The sequence below is a fragment of the Pseudoxanthomonas sp. genome, assembly GCF_051953815.1.
Classification (GTDB): Bacteria; Pseudomonadota; Gammaproteobacteria; order Xanthomonadales; family Xanthomonadaceae; genus Pseudoxanthomonas_A.
On the sequence record NZ_JBQCIJ010000013.1, the window covers coordinates 60,148 to 77,059 of the forward strand.

Sequence of the window (16,912 nt, forward strand, 5' to 3'; positions counted from 1 at the left end):
CAGCCGGGCCCGCCTAGAATCGATGCCCATGACTTCACCGTCCCGACGCCATCGCCCCGCCCGGTTCGGCGCGCTGCTCGCGCTGCTGGCGCTCGCCAGCCCCGCGCTGGCGCGCGGACCGGTGGCTTACGCGCTGGATCCGGTCCACACGCGGGTGATGTTCGCGGTCGAACACGCCGGATTTTCCCAGGCCATCGGCACGGTTTCCGGCAGCACCGGCACGCTGGTGTTCGATCCGGAGGACTGGACCAGCGCGCGCCTGGAGGTCAGCGTGCCGCTGGCGCGCGCGGATCTGGGCGATGAAAAATGGAACCGGGCGGTGCTGGCGGGCAACCTGCTGGATGCGGAACGGTTTCCCGAAGCGCGTTTCGTTTCCCGCGAGGTCACCCCCACCGCACCCGGCCAGGCCTCGGTCTGCGGCACCCTGACCCTGCACGGGGTCGGCCGCGACCTGTGCATGGACGTCAGGCTCAATGCCCTCAAGCGCCATCCGTTGCCGCCCTTCCGGCGCACGGCGGGCTTTTCCGCCACCACCTCACTGCAACGCTCGGCGTTCGGCATCACCGCATGGAAGTCGGTGATCGGCGACACCGTCACGTTGCGCATCGAAGCCGAAGCCACCCGGACCGGCAAGGCCGATGACAGTGAAGAGGAGGCCGCCGACGCGGCCCCCGCCCCAGCCACCCCTCGGGAGCCCACGATCCATGACCCTCAAGAACACCCCTGAACGCTGGGGCGCCGTCAGCCAGTTGCTGCACTGGCTCATCGTCATCCTGTTGCTGGTCATCGCCTACATCGGCCTGACCATGGGCGATCTGCCCAATGGCCCGCGCAAGATCAACATCTACGCGCTGCACAAGTCGATCGGCCTGACCATCCTGGCGCTGGTGACGCTGCGCCTGGTGTGGCGCGTGTACGCCGGCGCGCCGCTGGCGATTCCCGGCACGCCCGGCTGGCAGCAGCGCATCGCTTCGCTGACCCACGTGGCGCTGTACCTGCTGATGTTCGCCATCCCGCTGTCGGGCTGGGTGCTGAACTCCTCCGCCGGCTATCCGCTGCAGTGGTTCAAGCTGTTCAACCTGCCGGCGATCACCGCGCGCAATCCCCAACTGCACGAACTGGCCGAGACCCTGCACGAGTCGATGTTCTGGGTGCTGGTGGCGGTGGTCGTGCTGCATGCCGGCGCCGCGTTCTACCACCATCTGTTCCAGAACGACGACACCCTGCGGCGGATGCTGCCCGGACGCCGTCGTCCGGCCGTCGCCTCCCCCTCCGCCTCCACCCCCGAGGATATCGCCCCATGATCCGCTTCCCCCGTCTCCGCCTGGCCGCCACCGCCCTGCTGCTGGCCGCCGCGCCCGCGTTCGCCGCCGACTACGTGCAGGCGCCCGGCTCCACCCTGATCTTCGCCAGCAACTACCAGGGCGAAACCTTCACCGGCAAGTTCGGCGGTTTCAACACCACCCTGAGTTTCGATCCGGCCAAGCTGGCCACCTCCAAGCTGGACGTCACCATCCAGCTGGCCGGCACCAAGACCGGCAACGATGATCGCGACGGCACCCTGCAGACCGGTGACTTCTTCAACGTCGCCAAGTTCGCCCAGGCCCGTTACACCGCGACGAAGTTCCGCGCGCTCGGCGGCAACCAGTACGCCGCCGACGGCACCCTCAGCCTGCGTGGCGTGAGCAAGCCGGTCACCCTGACCTTCACCTGGACGCCCGGCGCGCAGCCGGTGCTGACCGGCAAGGCCACCGTCAAGCGCCTGGACTTCGGCGTGGGTGGCGGCGAGTGGGCCGACACCAAGACCATCCCCAACGACGTCGCCATCAGCACCAAGGTCGTGCTGAAGCCGGCCAGGTAGGCGTCCGGTGCGGCGCGTCCTCCTGCATGCCTCGTGGGTGATCGCGCTGCTGATGTCCGCCGCCGTCCTGGCGGCCTGGTTCGTGGGGGGCGCGCTGCTGGCGCCCCACCCCGCGAACATCACCGGACTCCCCGCGGATCTGGCGGTGGAAACGGTCACCGTCCCGGTGCGCGGCGCGCCTCCCCTGCGGGGATGGTGGGTCGAGGGAACCGCCGGACAACCGGCGGTCCTCCTGTTGCATGGCATCCGCGCGGATCGGCGCGCGATGCTCGGACGCGCCAGACTGCTGCACCGTCACGGCTATTCGGTCCTGCTGGTCGACCTGCAGGCCCATGGCGAAAGCCGGGGCGACGCCATCACCCTGGGCGCGCGCGAATCGCGCGGAGTCGTGGCCGCGCGCGACTGGATGAAACAACGGGTTCCCGGCCGCCGCCTGGCGGTCATCGGCGTGTCGCTGGGTGGCGCCTCGGTGGTGCTGGCGCCACGCTCCGGCGGGTTCGACGCGGTGGTGCTGGAGGCGGTCTATTCGAACGCGCGCCAGGCCGTGCGCAACCGCATCGCCATGCGCCTGGGCGACGGCATGGCGGAACTGCTCGCGCCGCTGCTGACGATGCAGACTCGCTGGCGGATTGGCGTCTCCGTGGATGATCTGTCGCCGCTGGATCGCATCCGGGATCTGGATGCCCCGTTGCTGATCGTGGCCGGCGGCCGTGACCGGCATACCCTGCCGGCCGAATCACGCGCCCTGTTCGAACGCGCGCGCGCGCCCAAGGAGTTCTGGCTGCTGCCGGATGCCGCGCATGTGGACTTCCTCGCGCATTCGGGCGCCGGCTACGAGCAGCGCGTGGTCGGCTTTCTCGATCGCAGCCTGTCGGTTTCCCCTTCGCGAGGCGCCGGACAACCGGTTCCCTCCGGTCGCGACTAACCGGCGAGGAAGCGCGCCAGCCCCGGCGCATCGAACGGCCAATCCAGTTCGGCGCCGTCGCCGCGCCGCAGGACCGGCACCCGCACCCCGTAGCGCGCCTCCAGTTCGTCGTCGCCGTCGATGAACGCACTCTCGAATTCCGGCACCCGCGCCTCGGCCAGCACGGCCAGGGCCAGGTCGCACAGGTGGCAGTCGTCGCGTTGGTAGAGGGTCAGCGGCAAGGGAACGACCTCCGGGTCCGATCTGTTGCGTCGCGGGAGCGGCTTTCACCGGCGACGGCATAGAATACGCGCCATGGCAGTCAGCACCTTCGACCTTTTCAAGATCGGCATCGGGCCGAGTTCCTCCCACACCGTCGGCCCCATGCGGGCGGCGGCGCGATTCGTCGCGCGCTGGCTGGAGGAACCCGGCCGCCTGCGGGACGTGGCGCGGATCCGCGCCGAAGTCTTCGGCTCGCTGGCCCTGACCGGGCGCGGCCATGGCACCGACAAGGCCGTGCTGATGGGCCTGGAAGGCCATTACCCGAACGAAATCGATCCCGACATCATCCCGCCGGCGCTGGAGCGGATCCGCGGCAGCAAGACCCTGCAACTGGGCGGCGTCCACGCCATCGCCTTCGACGAGAAGCGCGATCTGCTGATGAACAAGCGGCAGAAGCTGCCGTACCACACCAACGGCATGCGCTTCACCGCCTACGACGCCAACGACGAAGTCATCGCCACCCGCGACTATTACTCCGTCGGCGGCGGTTTCGTGGTCAACCAGGACGATGCCGCGGTCGATCGCATCGTCGCCGACGAGACCCCGCTGCCGTATCCGTTCAGGAGCGGCGACGAACTGCTGGCCCAGTGCCAGCGCAGCGGGTTGAGCATCGCCCAGTTGATGTTCGAGAACGAGAAGTGCTGGCGCGGCGAGGACGAGATCCGCGAGGGACTGCGCGCGATCTGGAGCGCCATGCAGGCCTGCGTGACCCGCGGCATCCGCGAGGAAGGCACCCTGCCCGGCGGCCTGCATGTCTCCCGCCGCGCGCCGACCCTGCACCGCGAACTGGCCAGCAAGCCGGAAGCCAACCTGCGGGATCCGCTGACCACCCTGGACTGGGTCAACCTGTACGCGCTGGCGGTCAACGAGGAGAACGCCGCCGGCGGCCGCGTGGTCACCGCGCCCACCAACGGCGCGGCCGGCATCATCCCGGCGGTCATGCACTACTTCGATCGCTTCTGCCCCGGCAGCAGCGAACAGCGGATATTCGACTTCCTGCTCACCGCCGCCGCCATCGGCATCCTCTACAAGGAAAACGCCAGCATTTCCGGCGCCGAAGTCGGCTGCCAGGGCGAGGTCGGCGTGGCCTGCTCGATGGCCGCCGGCGGCCTGGTCGCCGCGCTGGGCGGTTCGCCCAGCCAGATCGAGAACGCCGCCGAAATCGGCATGGAACACAACCTCGGCCTGACCTGCGATCCGATCGGCGGGCTGGTGCAGATTCCGTGCATCGAGCGCAACGCGATGGGCGCGGTGAAGGCGATCAACGCCAGTCGCATGGCCATGCGCGGCGACGGCAAGCACAAGGTGTCGCTGGACAAGGTCATCAAGACCATGCGCGACACCGGCCGCGACATGCAGGACAAGTACAAGGAAACCAGCCGCGGCGGCCTGGCGGTCAACGTCATCGAATGCTGACACCGCGGCGGCGCGCCCGCCGCGGGTCGTCCCGCGGCGGAGCCTGTTCCGCGGTGGTTCCTTCTATCGATCGCCCGCGGTGATCGCCAGCGTGTCGTCGAGCAGCGCCGCAGCGGTCACTTCCGCGCCCGCGCCCGGTCCCTGCACCACCAGCGGCTGCTGTGGATAGCGGTCGCTGAAAATCGCCACCCGGTTGTCGGTGCCGCCCCCGCCGCACAACGGATGATCCGCCGCGAGCGTCTGCAGACCGACGCTCGCGCCTTCCGCGTCGAAGCGCCCCAGAAAGCGCAGCTTGCCGCCATTGCGGTAGGCCTCGCGGAAGCGCGCGCCCAGTGGCGCGTCGAACTGTTCCAGCGCCCCATCCAGCGCACCGGCCGGCAACGCCGCCAGCGCGGCCGGCACCAGCGACTCCACCCGCACGTCCTCGGCCTGCAACCGCAACCCCGCCGCGCGCGCCAGGATCAGCAGCTTGCGGCGCACGTCCTCGCCGGACAGATCGATGCGCGGATCCGGTTCGGTATAGCCCGCCTCGCGCGCCTGGCGCACGAAGCCGGAGAACGGACGCATGCCGTCGTAGTGATTGAACAGCCACGCCAGCGAACCGGACAGCACGCCTTCGACCCGATGGATGCGATCGCCGCCGGCCACCAGCGCGCGCAGGCTGCGCAGCAGCGGCAGTCCGGCGCCGACCGTGGCGCTGTCGCCGTAGTGCGCGCCCGAATCCCGACGCGCGCGCTGGATGGCCTCGGCGCGCGCCAGCGCGCCGCCGTTGCCCAGCTTGTTGGCGGTGACCACGTGGATGCCGCGCGCCAGCCATTCGGCGTGCCAGTCGGCGACCGCGTCACTGGCGGTGGCGTCGACGATGAGGTCGCCGTCGCGCAGCGATTCCGCCTCGGCCCAAGGGGGCAGCCCGGTGTCGCGCGCAGGCGCCGTGCGGGTCGCGTCGAGCGCGCCGGGCGCGCCCGCTTCGCAGGACTGGACGCTGCGCGAATTGGCCAGCCATGCGAATTCGGGCAATCCCTCGATCCGTCCGCGCAGGCGTTCGTAGCGCGCCACGAACGCGCTGCCGACCACGCCGGTGCCCAGCAGCGCCAGGCGCGGCGACGGTCGGCGACGCGCCGCCGGAAGCTGGACGACCGCGCTCATGCGTCGGCGAGTTTTCGGTCGGCCTCCGCGGCCGCGCGCTGCGCGCGCGCCAGGCCGGCGGACAGATCGGCCAGCAGATCCTCGGTGGCCTCGATGCCGACCGACAGGCGCAGCAGGCCATCGGAGATGCCCGCCTTGGCGCGCGCCTCGGCGGTCATCGCCGCGTGCGTCATCGAGGCCGGATGCGCGACCAGGCTCTCGACGCCGCCCAGCGATTCGGCCAGGGTGAAATAGCGCAACCCTTCCACGAACGCGCGCACCGCCGCCTCGCCGCCGTGCAGTTCCACGCTCAGCATGGCGCCGAAGCCCTTCTGCTGGCGCGCGGCCAGCGCGTGGCCCGGATGCGAGGCCAGGCCGGGGAAATACACCTTCGACACCGCCGGGTGATTCTCCAGCAGGCCGGCGATGGCATTGGCGTTTTCCTGGTGCACGCGCAGGCGCGCGTCCAGCGTGCGTAGGCCGCGCAGGGTCAGGAAGCTGTCGAACGGCGAGCCGGTCAGGCCCAGCGCGTTGGCCCACCACACCAGCTGCTGGTGGACTTCCGGATCACGCGCGACCACCGCGCCACCGACCACGTCGCTGTGGCCATTGATGTACTTGGTGGTCGAATGCACCACCAGATCCGCGTCGAATTCAATCGGCTTCTGCAGCGCGGGCGACAGGAAGGTGTTGTCGACCACGGTCAACGCGCCGGCCTTGTGCGCGGCGTCGATCACGAAGCGCAGGTCGGTGATGCGCAGCAGCGGGTTGGACGGGGTTTCGATCAGCACCAGCCGTGGCGACTGCGCCAGCGCGTCGGCCAGCGAGCGCGGGTCGGTCAGGTCGGCGGTGATCAGCTCGAAGTGGCCTTTCTTCGCCAGCGCGTTGAACAGGCGCCAGCTGCCGCCGTACGCATCGTGCGGCACCACCAGGCGATCGCCCGGCTGCAGCAGCGCGTTCAGCACCAGGTTGATCGCGCCCATGCCGGTGGAGGTGATCACCCCGCCGACGCCGCCTTCCAGTTCGGCCAGCGCTTCCCCCAGCAGGTCCCGGGTCGGGTTGCCGCTGCGGGTGTAATCGTATTCGCGCTTGTTGCCGAAACCATCGAAGCTGAAGTTGGACGACAGCACGATCGGCGGGGTCACCGCGCCGTACGCGGTGTCGCGATCGATGCCGGCGCGGACGGCGGCGGTGGCGGGGCGACAGTGGCTGTCGCCGGCGGCTTCGAACTGGCTCATGCGTTTTCTCCGTTGCCGCGCAGGGCAGTGCTGAGGATCGCGTCGATGCGATCGGTTTCTTTCAGGAAAGCGTCGTGGCCATAGGGCGAGCGCAGCACGCGCAGGTTGCCCAGCGTGCCCAGTCCCTCGACCAGGGCCACCGAATCGGACAGCGGCACCAGCCGGTCGCCCTCGACCGCGACCACGGTGGTCGGCACGCGCACGGCGGCCGGATCGATGCGGTGCAGGTCGATGGATTCGGACAGGCGCAGATAGGCGGTCACCGGCGTGCGCGCGACGTACTGCGCGCCGGCGGCGTCCAGGTAATCCTCCGCCGCGCAGCGCACGCGGCCGTGCACGATCTCGGCGGCGGCGTCGAAGCGCTCCTCGAACTCCTCCGGCGTGCGGTAGCTGAGCATGGCGAACTGGCGCGCCAGCGAAAGCCCTTCCGCATCGGCGCATTGCAGCTGTCCCAGGCTGACCGCGCGGCGCTGCAGCGCGCGCCAGGCCGCGGCGTAGGGATGCGCGCGATGCGCGCCGCTGACCGCGACCAGCTTCGCCAGCCGCGCGGGATGGCGCACCGCCAGTTGCAGGCCGACCAGCGCGCCATAGGAATAGCCGACGAAGGCGTGCAGTTGGCGGATGCCCAGCGCGTCCAGCAGCTTGACGATGGCGTCGGCCTGGTCGGCGGTATCGATGGGCGCATCGAGCTTGCCGTCGGCGCCGATGAAATCGATCGCCAGCAGGCAGCGACGCGCCGGATCCAGCGCGCGTCCGGTGCCGACGAGATCGTTCAACCAGCCCTTCTCGGCGAACGTGGCGCTGGTGGCCAGATGGCGATGCGCGGAAATGCCGCCGGCGACGAACACCACCGGCGCGTCCACCGCGCCCGACAGTTCATAGCGCAGCCGGATCAGGTGCCGGCCGGCGTGGCGCATGTCCAGTTCCAGCGCGATTTCACCGCGCCGGGCGGTGATGCCGTCCTGGGCGAGGAGGACGGCATCGGCCGTACAGGACGCGGGCACGGAAGACAGGGAAGGCGCGGCGGCGGTGGCGAAGCTCATGGCGGTGTCCGGTGTAGAGGGGACTTGCGGCCATCGAGCTTTCGCGGAGCTCGCGTTCGCCGTGCGGAGGCACGGTACGAACCATCTTTCGGGCAGACGCAGAGGTCCCCGCAGGATTTGGCACCGACCACGACGCTTGCGCATCGCTGGTTGCCCCGGCTTCTTCGGGCCTGTCCCTCTGCCGGTCTCGATGGTGACCGGCACTTTGCCAGCGGTTTTCAGCCGTGTCAATCGCTTTATGCGGATGGAGCGATGGATCTTCCGGAATCCCCCTCCCGGCTCCGTGACCCATGCCGCATAATCCTGTCATGACAAGGAAATACCTGTTGATGGGCCTCCTGGCCCTGCTGGCCGGTTGCGCCACCCGGCCCCACCACACCTCCCGCCCGCCCGCGCCGACGCCGACCACCGCCGCCGACGCCATCGTCCCCGAAGCCTGGGTGTCCGTCCCGGTGCCGGAGGACGAACTCGACTCGCTGGCCGCCTGGCCCACCGAGGACGGCAAGGTCTGGCTGATCGCCACCGCCAAATCCAGCCACCGGCTGGCGGTCTACGACGCCGATACCGGCGAACGCCTGCGCACCGTCGGCGGTCCCGGCCAGGCGCCGGGCCAGTTCAACCGCCCCAACGGCATCGCCGTGTTCGGCGATCTGCTGTTCGTCGCCGAGCGCGACAACCATCGGGTCCAGGTGATGCGCCTGCCCGGATTCACCCCCGTCGCCCAGATCGGCCAGGACGTATTGAAGGTGCCGTACGGCCTGTGGCTGGACGAAACCGGACCCAACCAGTTGGATCTGTTCGTCACCGACAGCTTCATGGCCGATTTCCGCACCGGCCAGTTGCCGCCGATGTCCGAACTCGACCAGCGCATCAAGCATTTCCGTGTCGATGAACACGACGACGGGACGGTGCAGGCGCGCCTGCTCGGCACCTTCGGCGCCACCGACGAGGCCGGCGCGTTGCGGATGGTCGAATCCATCGCCGGCGATCCGGCGCACGATCGCCTGCTGATCGCCGACGAGGACCGCCGGATCGGCTCGACCCTGCGCGACTACACCCTGTCCGGCCAGTACCGTGGCTACAGCCTGCCGCGCTTCGACGCCGACGCCGAGGGTGTCGCCCTGTGGACCTGCGCGGCGGATCGTGGCTACTGGATCGCGGTGGATCAGCTCACCCCGACCCTGTTCCGGGTGTTCGATCGCGCCACGCTGCGGCCACGCGGCATCTTCCGCGGTGAACAGGTCGCCAACACCGACGGTGAGACCATCTACGCGGCGTCGACCGCGCGGTTCCCGGCCGGTGCGCTGTTCGCCCTGCACAACGATCAGTCGCTGGCCGCCTTCGATCTGCGCGATGTCGCACGCGCCCTCGATCTTGGAAACGACTGCTTGCCGTGAAACCCGCCCCGCGCGCCATCCTGCTCTGTGTCGCCACCGCCGTCATGCTCGCCGGCGCGGTCCCCGGCGAGGCCGCGCGGCTGTACCGCTGGAAGGACAAGCAGGGCTACACCCAGTACGGCGACCGGCCGCCGGAGGCCGGCGAACTGGTCGACGCCAGCGTGGACGTGCTGCGTTTCCACAACACGCCCAGCGCGCTGGTGCGCCTGCGGCTGGAGCGCAGCGGCATGCGCTACCAGGCGTGGGCGGACAATCTGCTGCATGGCCCGGTCGAGGTCCGCCTGGGTTTCAAGCGCGACAGCAACGTCACCGCGCAGCCGCTGCTGCCGGCCACCGCGGTGGTGCCGGCGCGCAGCAGCGTGCTGGTCGCCAGCATCGCGATGCGCGATCCGATGCGCGGCGGCGACTTCGAACTGGCGCTGGACAGCCTGCCCGGTGATCCGGCCGCCCACGCGCAGGATTACGAATACCGCCTGCCCTTCGAATACGGGCGCGTGCGGGTGGATCAGGGTCCGGGCGGCGGATTCAGCCACAACGACACCCAGAACCTCCATGCGATCGACTTCGCGGTGCCGGAAGGCACGCCGATCCTGGCCGCCCGCGAGGGCATGGTCATGCAGGTGGAGTCGGATTTCGACAAGGCCGGGCTCAACCGCGAGCGCTACGGCGGACGCGCCAACTTCATCCGCATCGTCCACGGCGACGGCAGCATGGCCGTCTACGCCCACCTCAAACCCGAGGGCGTGCAGGTGCGCGAGGGCCAGTACGTGCGCAAGGGCCAGCGCATCGGTTTGTCCGGCAATACCGGTTTCAGCACCGCCCCGCATCTGCACTTCGTGATCCAGGTGAATCGCGGCATGTCCCTGGAATCGGTGCCGTTCCGGATGTTCGGTCCGCTGGGCCAGCTGCAGTTCCCGCGCCAGCAGGCGGAGGCCCCGCCCCTCGCGCCCGCCCCGGCGGGACGGCCCGGCCCCTGACTACCCGACCCGGTATAATCGCCCCCCTTTCCCCTGTTCCCAGCGCCCGCGCGGGCGCCGTCGCCATGTCCGAAGTCGCCACCGAAGCCGCGCGCCGCCGCACCTTCGCCATCATTTCCCACCCTGACGCCGGCAAGACCACCCTGACCGAAAAGCTGCTGCTGTTCGGCGGCGCGATCCAGATGGCCGGCTCGGTGAAGGGCCGCAAGGCCGCCCGCCACGCCACCTCCGACTGGATGGCGCTGGAAAAGGAGCGCGGCATCTCCGTGACTTCGTCGGTCATGCAGTTCCCGTACGAGGGCAAGATCGTCAACCTGCTCGACACGCCGGGCCACGCCGACTTCGGCGAGGACACCTACCGCGTGCTGACCGCGGTGGACTCGGCGCTGATGGTCATCGACGTGGCCAAGGGCGTCGAGGAACGGACCATCAAGCTGATGGAAGTGTGCCGCCTGCGCGACACCCCCATCATGACCTTCATCAACAAGCTGGACCGCGAGGGCCGCGAGCCGATCGAACTGCTGGACGAAGTGGAACGCGTGCTCGGCATCCAGTGCGCGCCGGTGACCTGGCCGATCGGCATGGGCAGCCGCCTCAAGGGCGTGGTCCACCTGATCACCGGCGAGGTCCACCTGTACGAACAGGGACGCAACTTCACCCGCCAGGACTCGACCATCTTCGCCTCGCTGGATGATCCGCAACTGGAAGCGCGGATCGGCGCCGAGATGCTCGCCCACCTGCGCGAGGAACTGGAACTGGTGCAGGGCGCCTCGCATCCGTTCGATCTCCAGGCCTACCGCGAGGGCCGGCAGACGCCGGTGTTCTTCGGTTCGGCGGTCAACAACTTCGGCGTGCAGCCGCTGCTGGATTTCTTCGTCGAACATGCGCCCTCGCCGCAGGCGCGCGCCACCACCGGGCGCAGCGTGCAGCCGACCGAGAACAAGCTGACCGGGTTCGTGTTCAAGATCCAGGCCAACATGGATCCGCAGCACCGCGACCGCGTCGCGTTCATGCGCGTGTGCTCGGGACGCTTCGAAGCCGGCATGAAAGCCTTCCACGTGCGCAGCGGCAAGGAAATCAAGCTGGCCAACGCGCTGACCTTCATGGCCAGCGACCGCGAGATCGCCGCCGAAGCCTGGCCGGGTGATGTCATCGGCATCCACAACCACGGCACCATCTCCATCGGCGATACCTTCACCGAAGGCGAGTCGCTCAGCTTCACCGGCATTCCCAACTTCGCGCCCGAACTGTTCCGGCGCGCGCGCCTGCGCGATCCGCTCAAGCTCAAGCAACTGCAGAAGGGTTTGGCCCAGCTCAGCGAGGAAGGCGCCACCCAGTTCTTCCGCCCGCTGATGAGCAACGATCTCATCCTCGGCGCGGTCGGCATGCTGCAGTTCGACGTGGTCGCCTACCGGCTGAAGGACGAGTACGGCGTGGATGCCAGCTTCGAGAACGTCAGCGTCGCCACCGCCCGCTGGATCCGCTGCGACGATGCGAAGAAACTGGAGGAGTTCCGCGACAAGAACGCGATGAACCTGGCCGTGGACGCCGCCGGGCAGCTGGTCTACCTGGCGCCCACCCGGGTCAACCTGCAGTTGGCGCAGGAGCGCGCACCGTCCGTGCAGTTCCTGGCCACCCGCGAACACGCCCACGCCACGGCGGTGGAGTGAGGGGCCACACCGCCCGGGTTTCCAGCTCCATGCTGAAGATCCGGGCGGCGTATGGATGCAGCGCTTGCTGCATTGCGGTAACGTCCGCGCATGACCGCACAACACTCCCACCCGCGCGCCGCGCACATCCGTGACGAAATCGCCAGCGCCCTGACCCACGGCCTGGGCGCGATGGCCGCGCTGGCCGGCGGCGCGGTGCTCATCACCCTGGCCGCCATCTACGGCGACGGCTGGCAGCTCGGCGCCTCGATCGTGTTCGGCGTGACCCTCCTGCTGCTCTACACCGCCTCCACGCTCTATCACGCCATCCAGCATCCGATCGCCAAGGGTCGCCTGAAGGTGTTCGACCACTGCGCGATCTATCTGCTGATCGCCGGCACCTACACGCCCTTCACCCTGATCGGCCTGCGCGGGCCGTGGGGCTGGAGCCTGTTCGCGGCGATCTGGACGCTCGCGGTGGCCGGCGTGATCTTCAAGCTGTTCTACACCGGCCGCTTCAAGCTGCTGTCCACGCTGATCTACATCGCGATGGGCTGGCTGGTGATGGTGGCGATCAAGCCGCTGCTGACCTCGCTCGATGCCTGGACCCTGGGCTGGCTGCTGGCCGGCGGCCTGTTCTACACCCTGGGCACCTACTTCTATCACCGCGAATCGATCCGCTATTCGCACGCGATCTGGCACCTGTTCGTGATCGCCGGCAGCGTCTGCCACTACATCGCCGTCACCGAGCAGGTCCTGCGTCCACGCCTCGCGGGCGCCTGAGGCGCCCACCCCGGCTGAACACGTCGAACCGGGCTTGACCCGGCTTTCGCGCTCCCTGAACAACTTCGCTGGCTTAGTGGACGCATGAATCGCGTCCCTGCCCGCAAGACGCCATTCCGCTGGCCCCGGCCTTCACGCCGCACCGGGCTCATCCTGGCGGCCGTGGCAACCGCCCTGATCGCACTGTTCCTCCTATTCGACTGGAACTGGTTCAAGAGGCCGCTCGAGCGCCAGGTCCAGGCCCGCACCGGCCGCGAGTTCCGCATCGACGGCAACCTGGACGTCCGCCTCGGCAGGGTCACCACGGTGAGCGCGGATGCCCTGCATCTGGGCAATGCCGCCTGGTCGAAGGAACCGACGATGGCCGCGGCGCGGCGCGCGGAACTGGACATCGAAATCTGGCCGTTGCTGCGCGGGGACATCCGGATTCCCGGGATCCGCCTGATCGAACCCCGGCTTCGCCTGGAGACCGGTCCCGATCGCCGCGGCAACTGGGATTTCGGCCCGGGGGGCGACACCGACATCCGCTTTCACCGGCTCTGGGTGCGCGACGGTCGGCTGCAGTACCTCGACGCGGCCAGGAAGACCGACATCGACATCCGCCTGGACAGCGTGGCGGCACCGGGACCGCAAGGCGCGCCCTCGGTGGCCATCGAAGGCGGCGGGCACTGGACGGGCGAATCCTTCCGCCTGCAGGGTCACGCCGCTTCCCCCCTCGCACTGCGCGACGCCGGCGAACCCTATCGGATCGACCTGCGGGCGCAGGCGGGTCCCACCCGCGCGCATGCCCGCGGGACGCTGCTGGATCCGCTGCGCCTGCGCAGCTTCGACTTGAAGCTGCGGCTCGCCGGACGCGACCTGCAGGACCTGTATCCGCTGCTGGGCATCGCCCTCCCACCGACGCCGCCCTATCAGCTGGACGGGCGCTTCACCCGCGCCGGCAACGTCTGGCGCTACGACGGCTTCGCCGGCAAGGTCGGCGACAGCGATCTGGCGGGTACGGCCAGCGTGACGGTGGGCCGCGCACGTCCCTTGTTCGCCGCCAATCTGGTGTCGCGGCGCCTGGATTTCGACGATCTGGCCGGCTTCGTCGGCGCCTCGCCGCAAGCCGGCGCCGGCGAGACCAGCAACGCGGAACAGAAGGCGGAGGCCGCGCGACAGCGCGCGCAGGCGCGCGTCCTGCCGGACACGCCCTACGACCTGACCAAACTGCGCGCGATGGACGCGGATGTACGCTGGAAGGCGCATCGCATCAATGCGCCCAAGCTGCCCTTGGACGACATGGACGCGCACCTGCGCCTGGATGGCGGACTGCTGCAACTGGATCCGCTCAACTTCGGCGTCGCCGAGGGCGACATACGCTCGACCATCCGCATGGATGCGCGGACCGACACCATCCGCACCCGCGCCGACATCGCGGTGCGCAGGCTCAATCTCGGACGGCTGTTCCCGGATGCAGAAATCACCCGCACCGCCATCGGCCGCATCGGCGGCGACGTGGCCATCACCGGTACGGGCAATTCGGTCGCGCAGATTCTCGGCAGCGCCGACGGCGATATCGCGCTCGGCATGGGCCAGGGCCGGATCAGCAACCTGTTGATGGAACTGGCGGGACTGGACGTGGCCGAGTCGCTCAAGTTCCTGCTGACCCGCGACAAGACCGTGCCGGTGCGCTGCGCGTTCGGCGACTTCGCCGTGCGGGACGGGGTCATGCACGCGCGCACGCTGGCGTTCGACACCACCGACACGCTCATCGTCGGCAAGGGCGACATCAGCCTCAAGGAAGAGACGCTTGACCTGGAACTGCGTCCGCGCCCCAAGGACCGCAGCATCCTGGCCCTGCGCTCACCGCTGGTGGTTGGCGGAACCTTCCGCGACCCGTCGTTCCGCCCCGATTTCAAGCGGCTGGGATTGCGCGGCGCCACCGCGCTGGCGCTGGGCAGCATCGCCCCGCCCGCCGCGTTGCTGGCGACGCTGGAACTCGGCCCCGGCGAGGACGCCGGCTGCGGCGGACAGTACGCGCGCTAACGCTCAGCTCGCGATGTAGCGCTGCAGTTGATCCAGTTCCAGTTGCTGATCCTCGATGACGGCCTTGACCAGATCGCCGATGGAAATCACGCCCACCACGCGCTCGCCTTCCAGCACCGGCAGATGGCGGATGCGATGCTCGGTGACGAGCTGCATGCAGCGATCGACGGTGTCGTCCAGGCCCACCGTGATGACCCGGCTGGTCATGATGTCGCGGACCGGCGTGTTGGCCGAGGAACGTCCCTGCAACACCACCTTGCGCGCGTAGTCGCGCTCGGAAACGATGCCGCACAGTCTCGCTCCCTGCATGGAAAGCACCGCGCCAACGCTTTTCTGCGCCATCAGCTTGATGGCGTCGAGTACCGAGTCGTCCGGAGAAACCGCGAAAACTTCAGGGCTCTTGGCCCCCAACAGCTGGCGTACCGTGCGCATGACTGCCTCCATCGGAAGGTCGATCGGGCTGTCCCAAGGATACTCCTGCCGCGCCGGGTTGCCATACGTCGACCAGGTACAGCGGGCGCTGCTTGGACTCCTCGTAGAGCCGGCCGAGGTACTCGCCGATGATGCCCAGCGCCACCAGCTGCACGCCGCCGAGGAACAGGATGACCGCCATCATGGTCGGCCAGCCGGCCACCGGATCCCCCCACAACATCGCCTTGATCACCACCCACATGGCCGCCAGGAAGGCCAGCAGCGCGGTCAGCACGCCCAGATAGGTGGCCGCCCGCAACGGTGCGGTGGAAAAGCTGGTGATTCCTTCGAGGGCGAAATTCCACAGCCGCCAGAAGCCGAAATTACTGTCGCCCGCCAGCCGCGGCTCGCGCCGGTAGGCGATGGCGGTCTGGCGGTAACCGACCCAGCCGAACAGCCCTTTCATGAAGCGGTGGCGCTCGCGCAATCCACGCAGGGCGTCCAGCGCACGCGGCGAAAGCAGGCGGAAATCGCCGGTATCGGCCGGAATCGGGGTCTTGGAAAGGCGTCCGATCAGCCGGTAGAACAGGTGCGCGGTCGAACGCTTGAGCCAACCTTCGCCTTCGCGCGCGATGCGGGTGCCATGCACGTTGTCATAGCCCTGCCGCCACCGCTCGACGAAATCCGGAATGAGCTCCGGCGGGTCCTGGCCGTCGGCGTCGAGAATGACCACCGCGCCCTCCGTCACCTGATCCAGCCCGGCGGTCAGCGCCGCTTCCTTGCCGAAATTCCGCGACAGCCGCAGCAGCGATACCCGCGCATCCGTGGCGGCCAGGCGCTGCATGACCAGCCAGGTGTCATCCGCGCTGCCATCGTCCACGTACAGCACCCGCGTCCGCAGACCGGTCATGCCGTCCAGGGTCGCGGCGATGCGCGGATGCAAGCGCGGCAAGGCCTCGGCCTCGTTGCGCGCCGCGATCACCACCGTCAGCAGATCATCGTCCATGGCCGCTCAGTCCAGTTGCTCGAGATAGGCCGCGCCGCCGATCTGGCGCACCTGCCGCTGGATCCAGTTGGCCCGGCGCTGCACGTAGGGTCCCGGGTTGCGCGCGTTGTAGCGGCGCGGCGCCGGCAGCACCGCGGCGAGACGGGCGCTCTCGGCCGGCGACAACCGCGACGCGTCCTTGCCCCAGTAACGGCGGGCGGCCGCCTGCGCGCCGTACACGCCATCGCCGAACTCGGCGATGTTGACGTGCATTTCCAGGATCCGCGACTTCGGCCAGAAGGTTTCGATCAGCAACGTGTACCAGACCTCGAAGCCCTTGCGCACCCAGCGCGAGGGGCGGTTGCTGCCCTGCCACAGGAACAGGTTCTTGGCGACCTGCTGGCTGAGCGTGCTGGCGCCGCGCAACCGGCGTCCCTTGGCATTGCTGGCCCGGGCCTTCTCGATGGCCTTGAAGTCGAAACCGTTGTGGCCGGCGAAATTCTGATCCTCCGCGGCCACCACCGACAGCGGCAGGCTCGGCGCGATCCGGTCCAGATCCCGCCAGGCATGCTGGATGCGGAAACCCCAGTCTCCTTCTCCCCAGGCTTCCAGCTGGCGCGCGACCATGAAGGCCGACAGCGGCGGGTCGACGAAACGCAGGACCACCACCTGCAGCACGCTGGCCGCGGCGAACAGGAACGGCAATGCGAGCAGCCATCGCCCCCAACGTCGCCGCCGGGACCTCTTCGCGTCCGCGCCCTTGCCCGCCGCCTTGAGGAAGGCCGGGTTCGCCCCCATCGTGTGTGCACCCCA

Annotated in this window: 17 protein-coding genes and 1 riboswitch; of the genes, 10 read left to right on the forward strand and 7 right to left on the reverse strand. The window is 69.1% G+C overall.

What is annotated here, in order from left to right:
* The first annotated feature begins 28 nt into the window (after positions 1 to 28).
* The 4 genes from ACTHN1_RS03135 to ACTHN1_RS03150 are packed head-to-tail and all read left to right on the forward strand — an operon-like array spanning position 29 to position 2,786.
* The gene (locus ACTHN1_RS03135; protein WP_440469511.1) at positions 29 to 727 is read left to right on the forward strand and encodes a YceI family protein; all 699 of its coding nucleotides are present in this window, start codon (positions 29 to 31) and stop codon (positions 725 to 727) included.
* A complete protein-coding gene (locus ACTHN1_RS03140) occupies positions 705 to 1,304 on the forward strand; it encodes a cytochrome b (protein WP_440469512.1) in 600 nt (199 codons plus the stop codon). Before ACTHN1_RS03135 ends, ACTHN1_RS03140 begins: the two co-directional genes overlap by 23 nt.
* Positions 1,301 to 1,861 (forward strand): YceI family protein, encoded by a 561-nt coding sequence (locus tag ACTHN1_RS03145; protein WP_440469513.1) that lies wholly within the window; start codon positions 1,301 to 1,303, stop codon positions 1,859 to 1,861. The genes ACTHN1_RS03140 and ACTHN1_RS03145 overlap by 4 nt, the downstream gene beginning before the upstream one ends.
* Positions 1,862 to 1,868: 7 nt before the next feature.
* Entirely contained in the window at positions 1,869 to 2,786 is a 918-nt protein-coding gene (locus ACTHN1_RS03150) for an alpha/beta hydrolase (protein WP_440469514.1), read from the forward strand.
* Here ACTHN1_RS03150 and ACTHN1_RS03155 read toward each other — a convergent pair.
* Positions 2,783 to 3,007 (reverse strand): glutaredoxin family protein, encoded by a 225-nt coding sequence (locus ACTHN1_RS03155; RefSeq protein ID WP_440469515.1) that lies wholly within the window; start codon positions 3,005 to 3,007, stop codon positions 2,783 to 2,785. The two genes, ACTHN1_RS03150 and ACTHN1_RS03155, sit on opposite strands and share 4 nt — an antisense overlap.
* 73 nt (positions 3,008 to 3,080) lie before the next feature.
* On the opposite strand from ACTHN1_RS03155, the gene ACTHN1_RS03160 reads away from it, so the two are divergent.
* Positions 3,081 to 4,463, forward strand: a complete 1,383-nt coding sequence (locus tag ACTHN1_RS03160; RefSeq protein ID WP_440469516.1) for an L-serine ammonia-lyase — start codon at positions 3,081 to 3,083, stop codon at positions 4,461 to 4,463.
* Positions 4,464 to 4,526: 63 nt separating this feature from the next.
* Here ACTHN1_RS03160 and ACTHN1_RS03165 read toward each other — a convergent pair whose 3' ends face one another.
* The 3 genes from ACTHN1_RS03165 to metX are packed head-to-tail and all read right to left on the reverse strand — an operon-like array spanning position 4,527 to position 7,869.
* A complete protein-coding gene (locus ACTHN1_RS03165; protein WP_440469517.1) occupies positions 4,527 to 5,609 on the reverse strand; it encodes a homoserine dehydrogenase in 1,083 nt (360 codons plus the stop codon).
* Positions 5,606 to 6,826 carry an O-succinylhomoserine (thiol)-lyase gene (locus ACTHN1_RS03170; protein ID WP_440469518.1) on the reverse strand — a complete coding sequence of 407 codons (1,221 nt, stop codon included), beginning with the start codon at positions 6,824 to 6,826 and terminating at the stop codon, positions 5,606 to 5,608. Before ACTHN1_RS03170 ends, ACTHN1_RS03165 begins: the two co-directional genes overlap by 4 nt.
* A complete protein-coding gene (metX, locus tag ACTHN1_RS03175) occupies positions 6,823 to 7,869 on the reverse strand; it encodes a homoserine O-succinyltransferase MetX (protein ID WP_440469519.1) in 1,047 nt (348 codons plus the stop codon). Before metX ends, ACTHN1_RS03170 begins: the two co-directional genes overlap by 4 nt.
* A 78-nt stretch (positions 7,870 to 7,947) precedes the next feature.
* Positions 7,948 to 8,066: riboswitch (SAM riboswitch) on the reverse strand.
* Between the two features lie 132 nt (positions 8,067 to 8,198).
* Between metX and ACTHN1_RS03180 the strand changes: the two genes are divergently transcribed.
* The 5 genes from ACTHN1_RS03180 (at position 8,199) to ACTHN1_RS03200 (ending at position 14,703) form a co-directional block, all read left to right on the forward strand.
* A complete protein-coding gene (locus tag ACTHN1_RS03180; protein WP_440469520.1) occupies positions 8,199 to 9,266 on the forward strand; it encodes a phytase in 1,068 nt (355 codons plus the stop codon).
* Positions 9,263 to 10,243 carry a peptidoglycan DD-metalloendopeptidase family protein gene (locus ACTHN1_RS03185; protein WP_440469521.1) on the forward strand — a complete coding sequence of 327 codons (981 nt, stop codon included), beginning with the start codon at positions 9,263 to 9,265 and terminating at the stop codon, positions 10,241 to 10,243. Before ACTHN1_RS03180 ends, ACTHN1_RS03185 begins: the two co-directional genes overlap by 4 nt.
* Positions 10,244 to 10,308: 65 nt before the next feature.
* Positions 10,309 to 11,913 (forward strand): peptide chain release factor 3, encoded by a 1,605-nt coding sequence (locus ACTHN1_RS03190; protein WP_440469522.1) that lies wholly within the window; start codon positions 10,309 to 10,311, stop codon positions 11,911 to 11,913.
* 90 nt (positions 11,914 to 12,003) lie between these two features.
* Positions 12,004 to 12,675, forward strand: a complete 672-nt coding sequence (trhA, locus tag ACTHN1_RS03195; protein WP_440469523.1) for a PAQR family membrane homeostasis protein TrhA — start codon at positions 12,004 to 12,006, stop codon at positions 12,673 to 12,675.
* Between the two features lie 84 nt (positions 12,676 to 12,759).
* Positions 12,760 to 14,703 (forward strand): AsmA family protein, encoded by a 1,944-nt coding sequence (locus ACTHN1_RS03200; RefSeq protein WP_440469524.1) that lies wholly within the window; start codon positions 12,760 to 12,762, stop codon positions 14,701 to 14,703.
* 3 nt (positions 14,704 to 14,706) lie between these two features.
* Here the strand turns inward: ACTHN1_RS03200 and ACTHN1_RS03205 are convergent, their stop codons facing one another.
* From ACTHN1_RS03205 to mtgA, 3 genes are read right to left on the reverse strand one after another with little or no spacing between them, the layout of a single operon-like run.
* Positions 14,707 to 15,135 (reverse strand): CBS domain-containing protein, encoded by a 429-nt coding sequence (locus ACTHN1_RS03205; RefSeq protein WP_440469525.1) that lies wholly within the window; start codon positions 15,133 to 15,135, stop codon positions 14,707 to 14,709.
* Entirely contained in the window at positions 15,095 to 16,120 is a 1,026-nt protein-coding gene (locus tag ACTHN1_RS03210) for a glycosyltransferase family 2 protein (protein ID WP_440469526.1), read from the reverse strand. The genes ACTHN1_RS03205 and ACTHN1_RS03210 overlap by 41 nt, the downstream gene beginning before the upstream one ends.
* A 6-nt stretch (positions 16,121 to 16,126) precedes the next feature.
* Positions 16,127 to 16,897 (reverse strand): monofunctional biosynthetic peptidoglycan transglycosylase, encoded by a 771-nt coding sequence (gene mtgA, locus ACTHN1_RS03215; RefSeq protein ID WP_440469527.1) that lies wholly within the window; start codon positions 16,895 to 16,897, stop codon positions 16,127 to 16,129.
* Between the last annotated feature and the right edge of the window lie 15 nt (positions 16,898 to 16,912).

Coding starts and splice junctions, on each gene's coding strand:
- ACTHN1_RS03135 (WP_440469511.1), top strand. CDS start 29: ATGACTTCACCGTCCCGACGCCATCGCCCCGCCCGGTTCGGCGCGCTG.
- ACTHN1_RS03140 (WP_440469512.1), top strand. CDS start 705: ATGACCCTCAAGAACACCCCTGAACGCTGGGGCGCCGTCAGCCAGTTG.
- ACTHN1_RS03145 (WP_440469513.1), top strand. CDS start 1,301: ATGATCCGCTTCCCCCGTCTCCGCCTGGCCGCCACCGCCCTGCTGCTG.
- ACTHN1_RS03160 (WP_440469516.1), top strand. CDS start 3,081: ATGGCAGTCAGCACCTTCGACCTTTTCAAGATCGGCATCGGGCCGAGT.
- ACTHN1_RS03165 (WP_440469517.1), bottom strand. CDS start 5,609: ATGAGCGCGGTCGTCCAGCTTCCGGCGGCGCGTCGCCGACCGTCGCCG.
- ACTHN1_RS03170 (WP_440469518.1), bottom strand. CDS start 6,826: ATGAGCCAGTTCGAAGCCGCCGGCGACAGCCACTGTCGCCCCGCCACC.
- metX (WP_440469519.1), bottom strand. CDS start 7,869: ATGAGCTTCGCCACCGCCGCCGCGCCTTCCCTGTCTTCCGTGCCCGCG.
- ACTHN1_RS03180 (WP_440469520.1), top strand. CDS start 8,199: ATGGGCCTCCTGGCCCTGCTGGCCGGTTGCGCCACCCGGCCCCACCAC.
- ACTHN1_RS03190 (WP_440469522.1), top strand. CDS start 10,309: ATGTCCGAAGTCGCCACCGAAGCCGCGCGCCGCCGCACCTTCGCCATC.
- trhA (WP_440469523.1), top strand. CDS start 12,004: ATGACCGCACAACACTCCCACCCGCGCGCCGCGCACATCCGTGACGAA.
- ACTHN1_RS03200 (WP_440469524.1), top strand. CDS start 12,760: ATGAATCGCGTCCCTGCCCGCAAGACGCCATTCCGCTGGCCCCGGCCT.
- ACTHN1_RS03205 (WP_440469525.1), bottom strand. CDS start 15,135: ATGCGCACGGTACGCCAGCTGTTGGGGGCCAAGAGCCCTGAAGTTTTC.
- ACTHN1_RS03210 (WP_440469526.1), bottom strand. CDS start 16,120: ATGGACGATGATCTGCTGACGGTGGTGATCGCGGCGCGCAACGAGGCC.
- mtgA (WP_440469527.1), bottom strand. CDS start 16,897: ATGGGGGCGAACCCGGCCTTCCTCAAGGCGGCGGGCAAGGGCGCGGAC.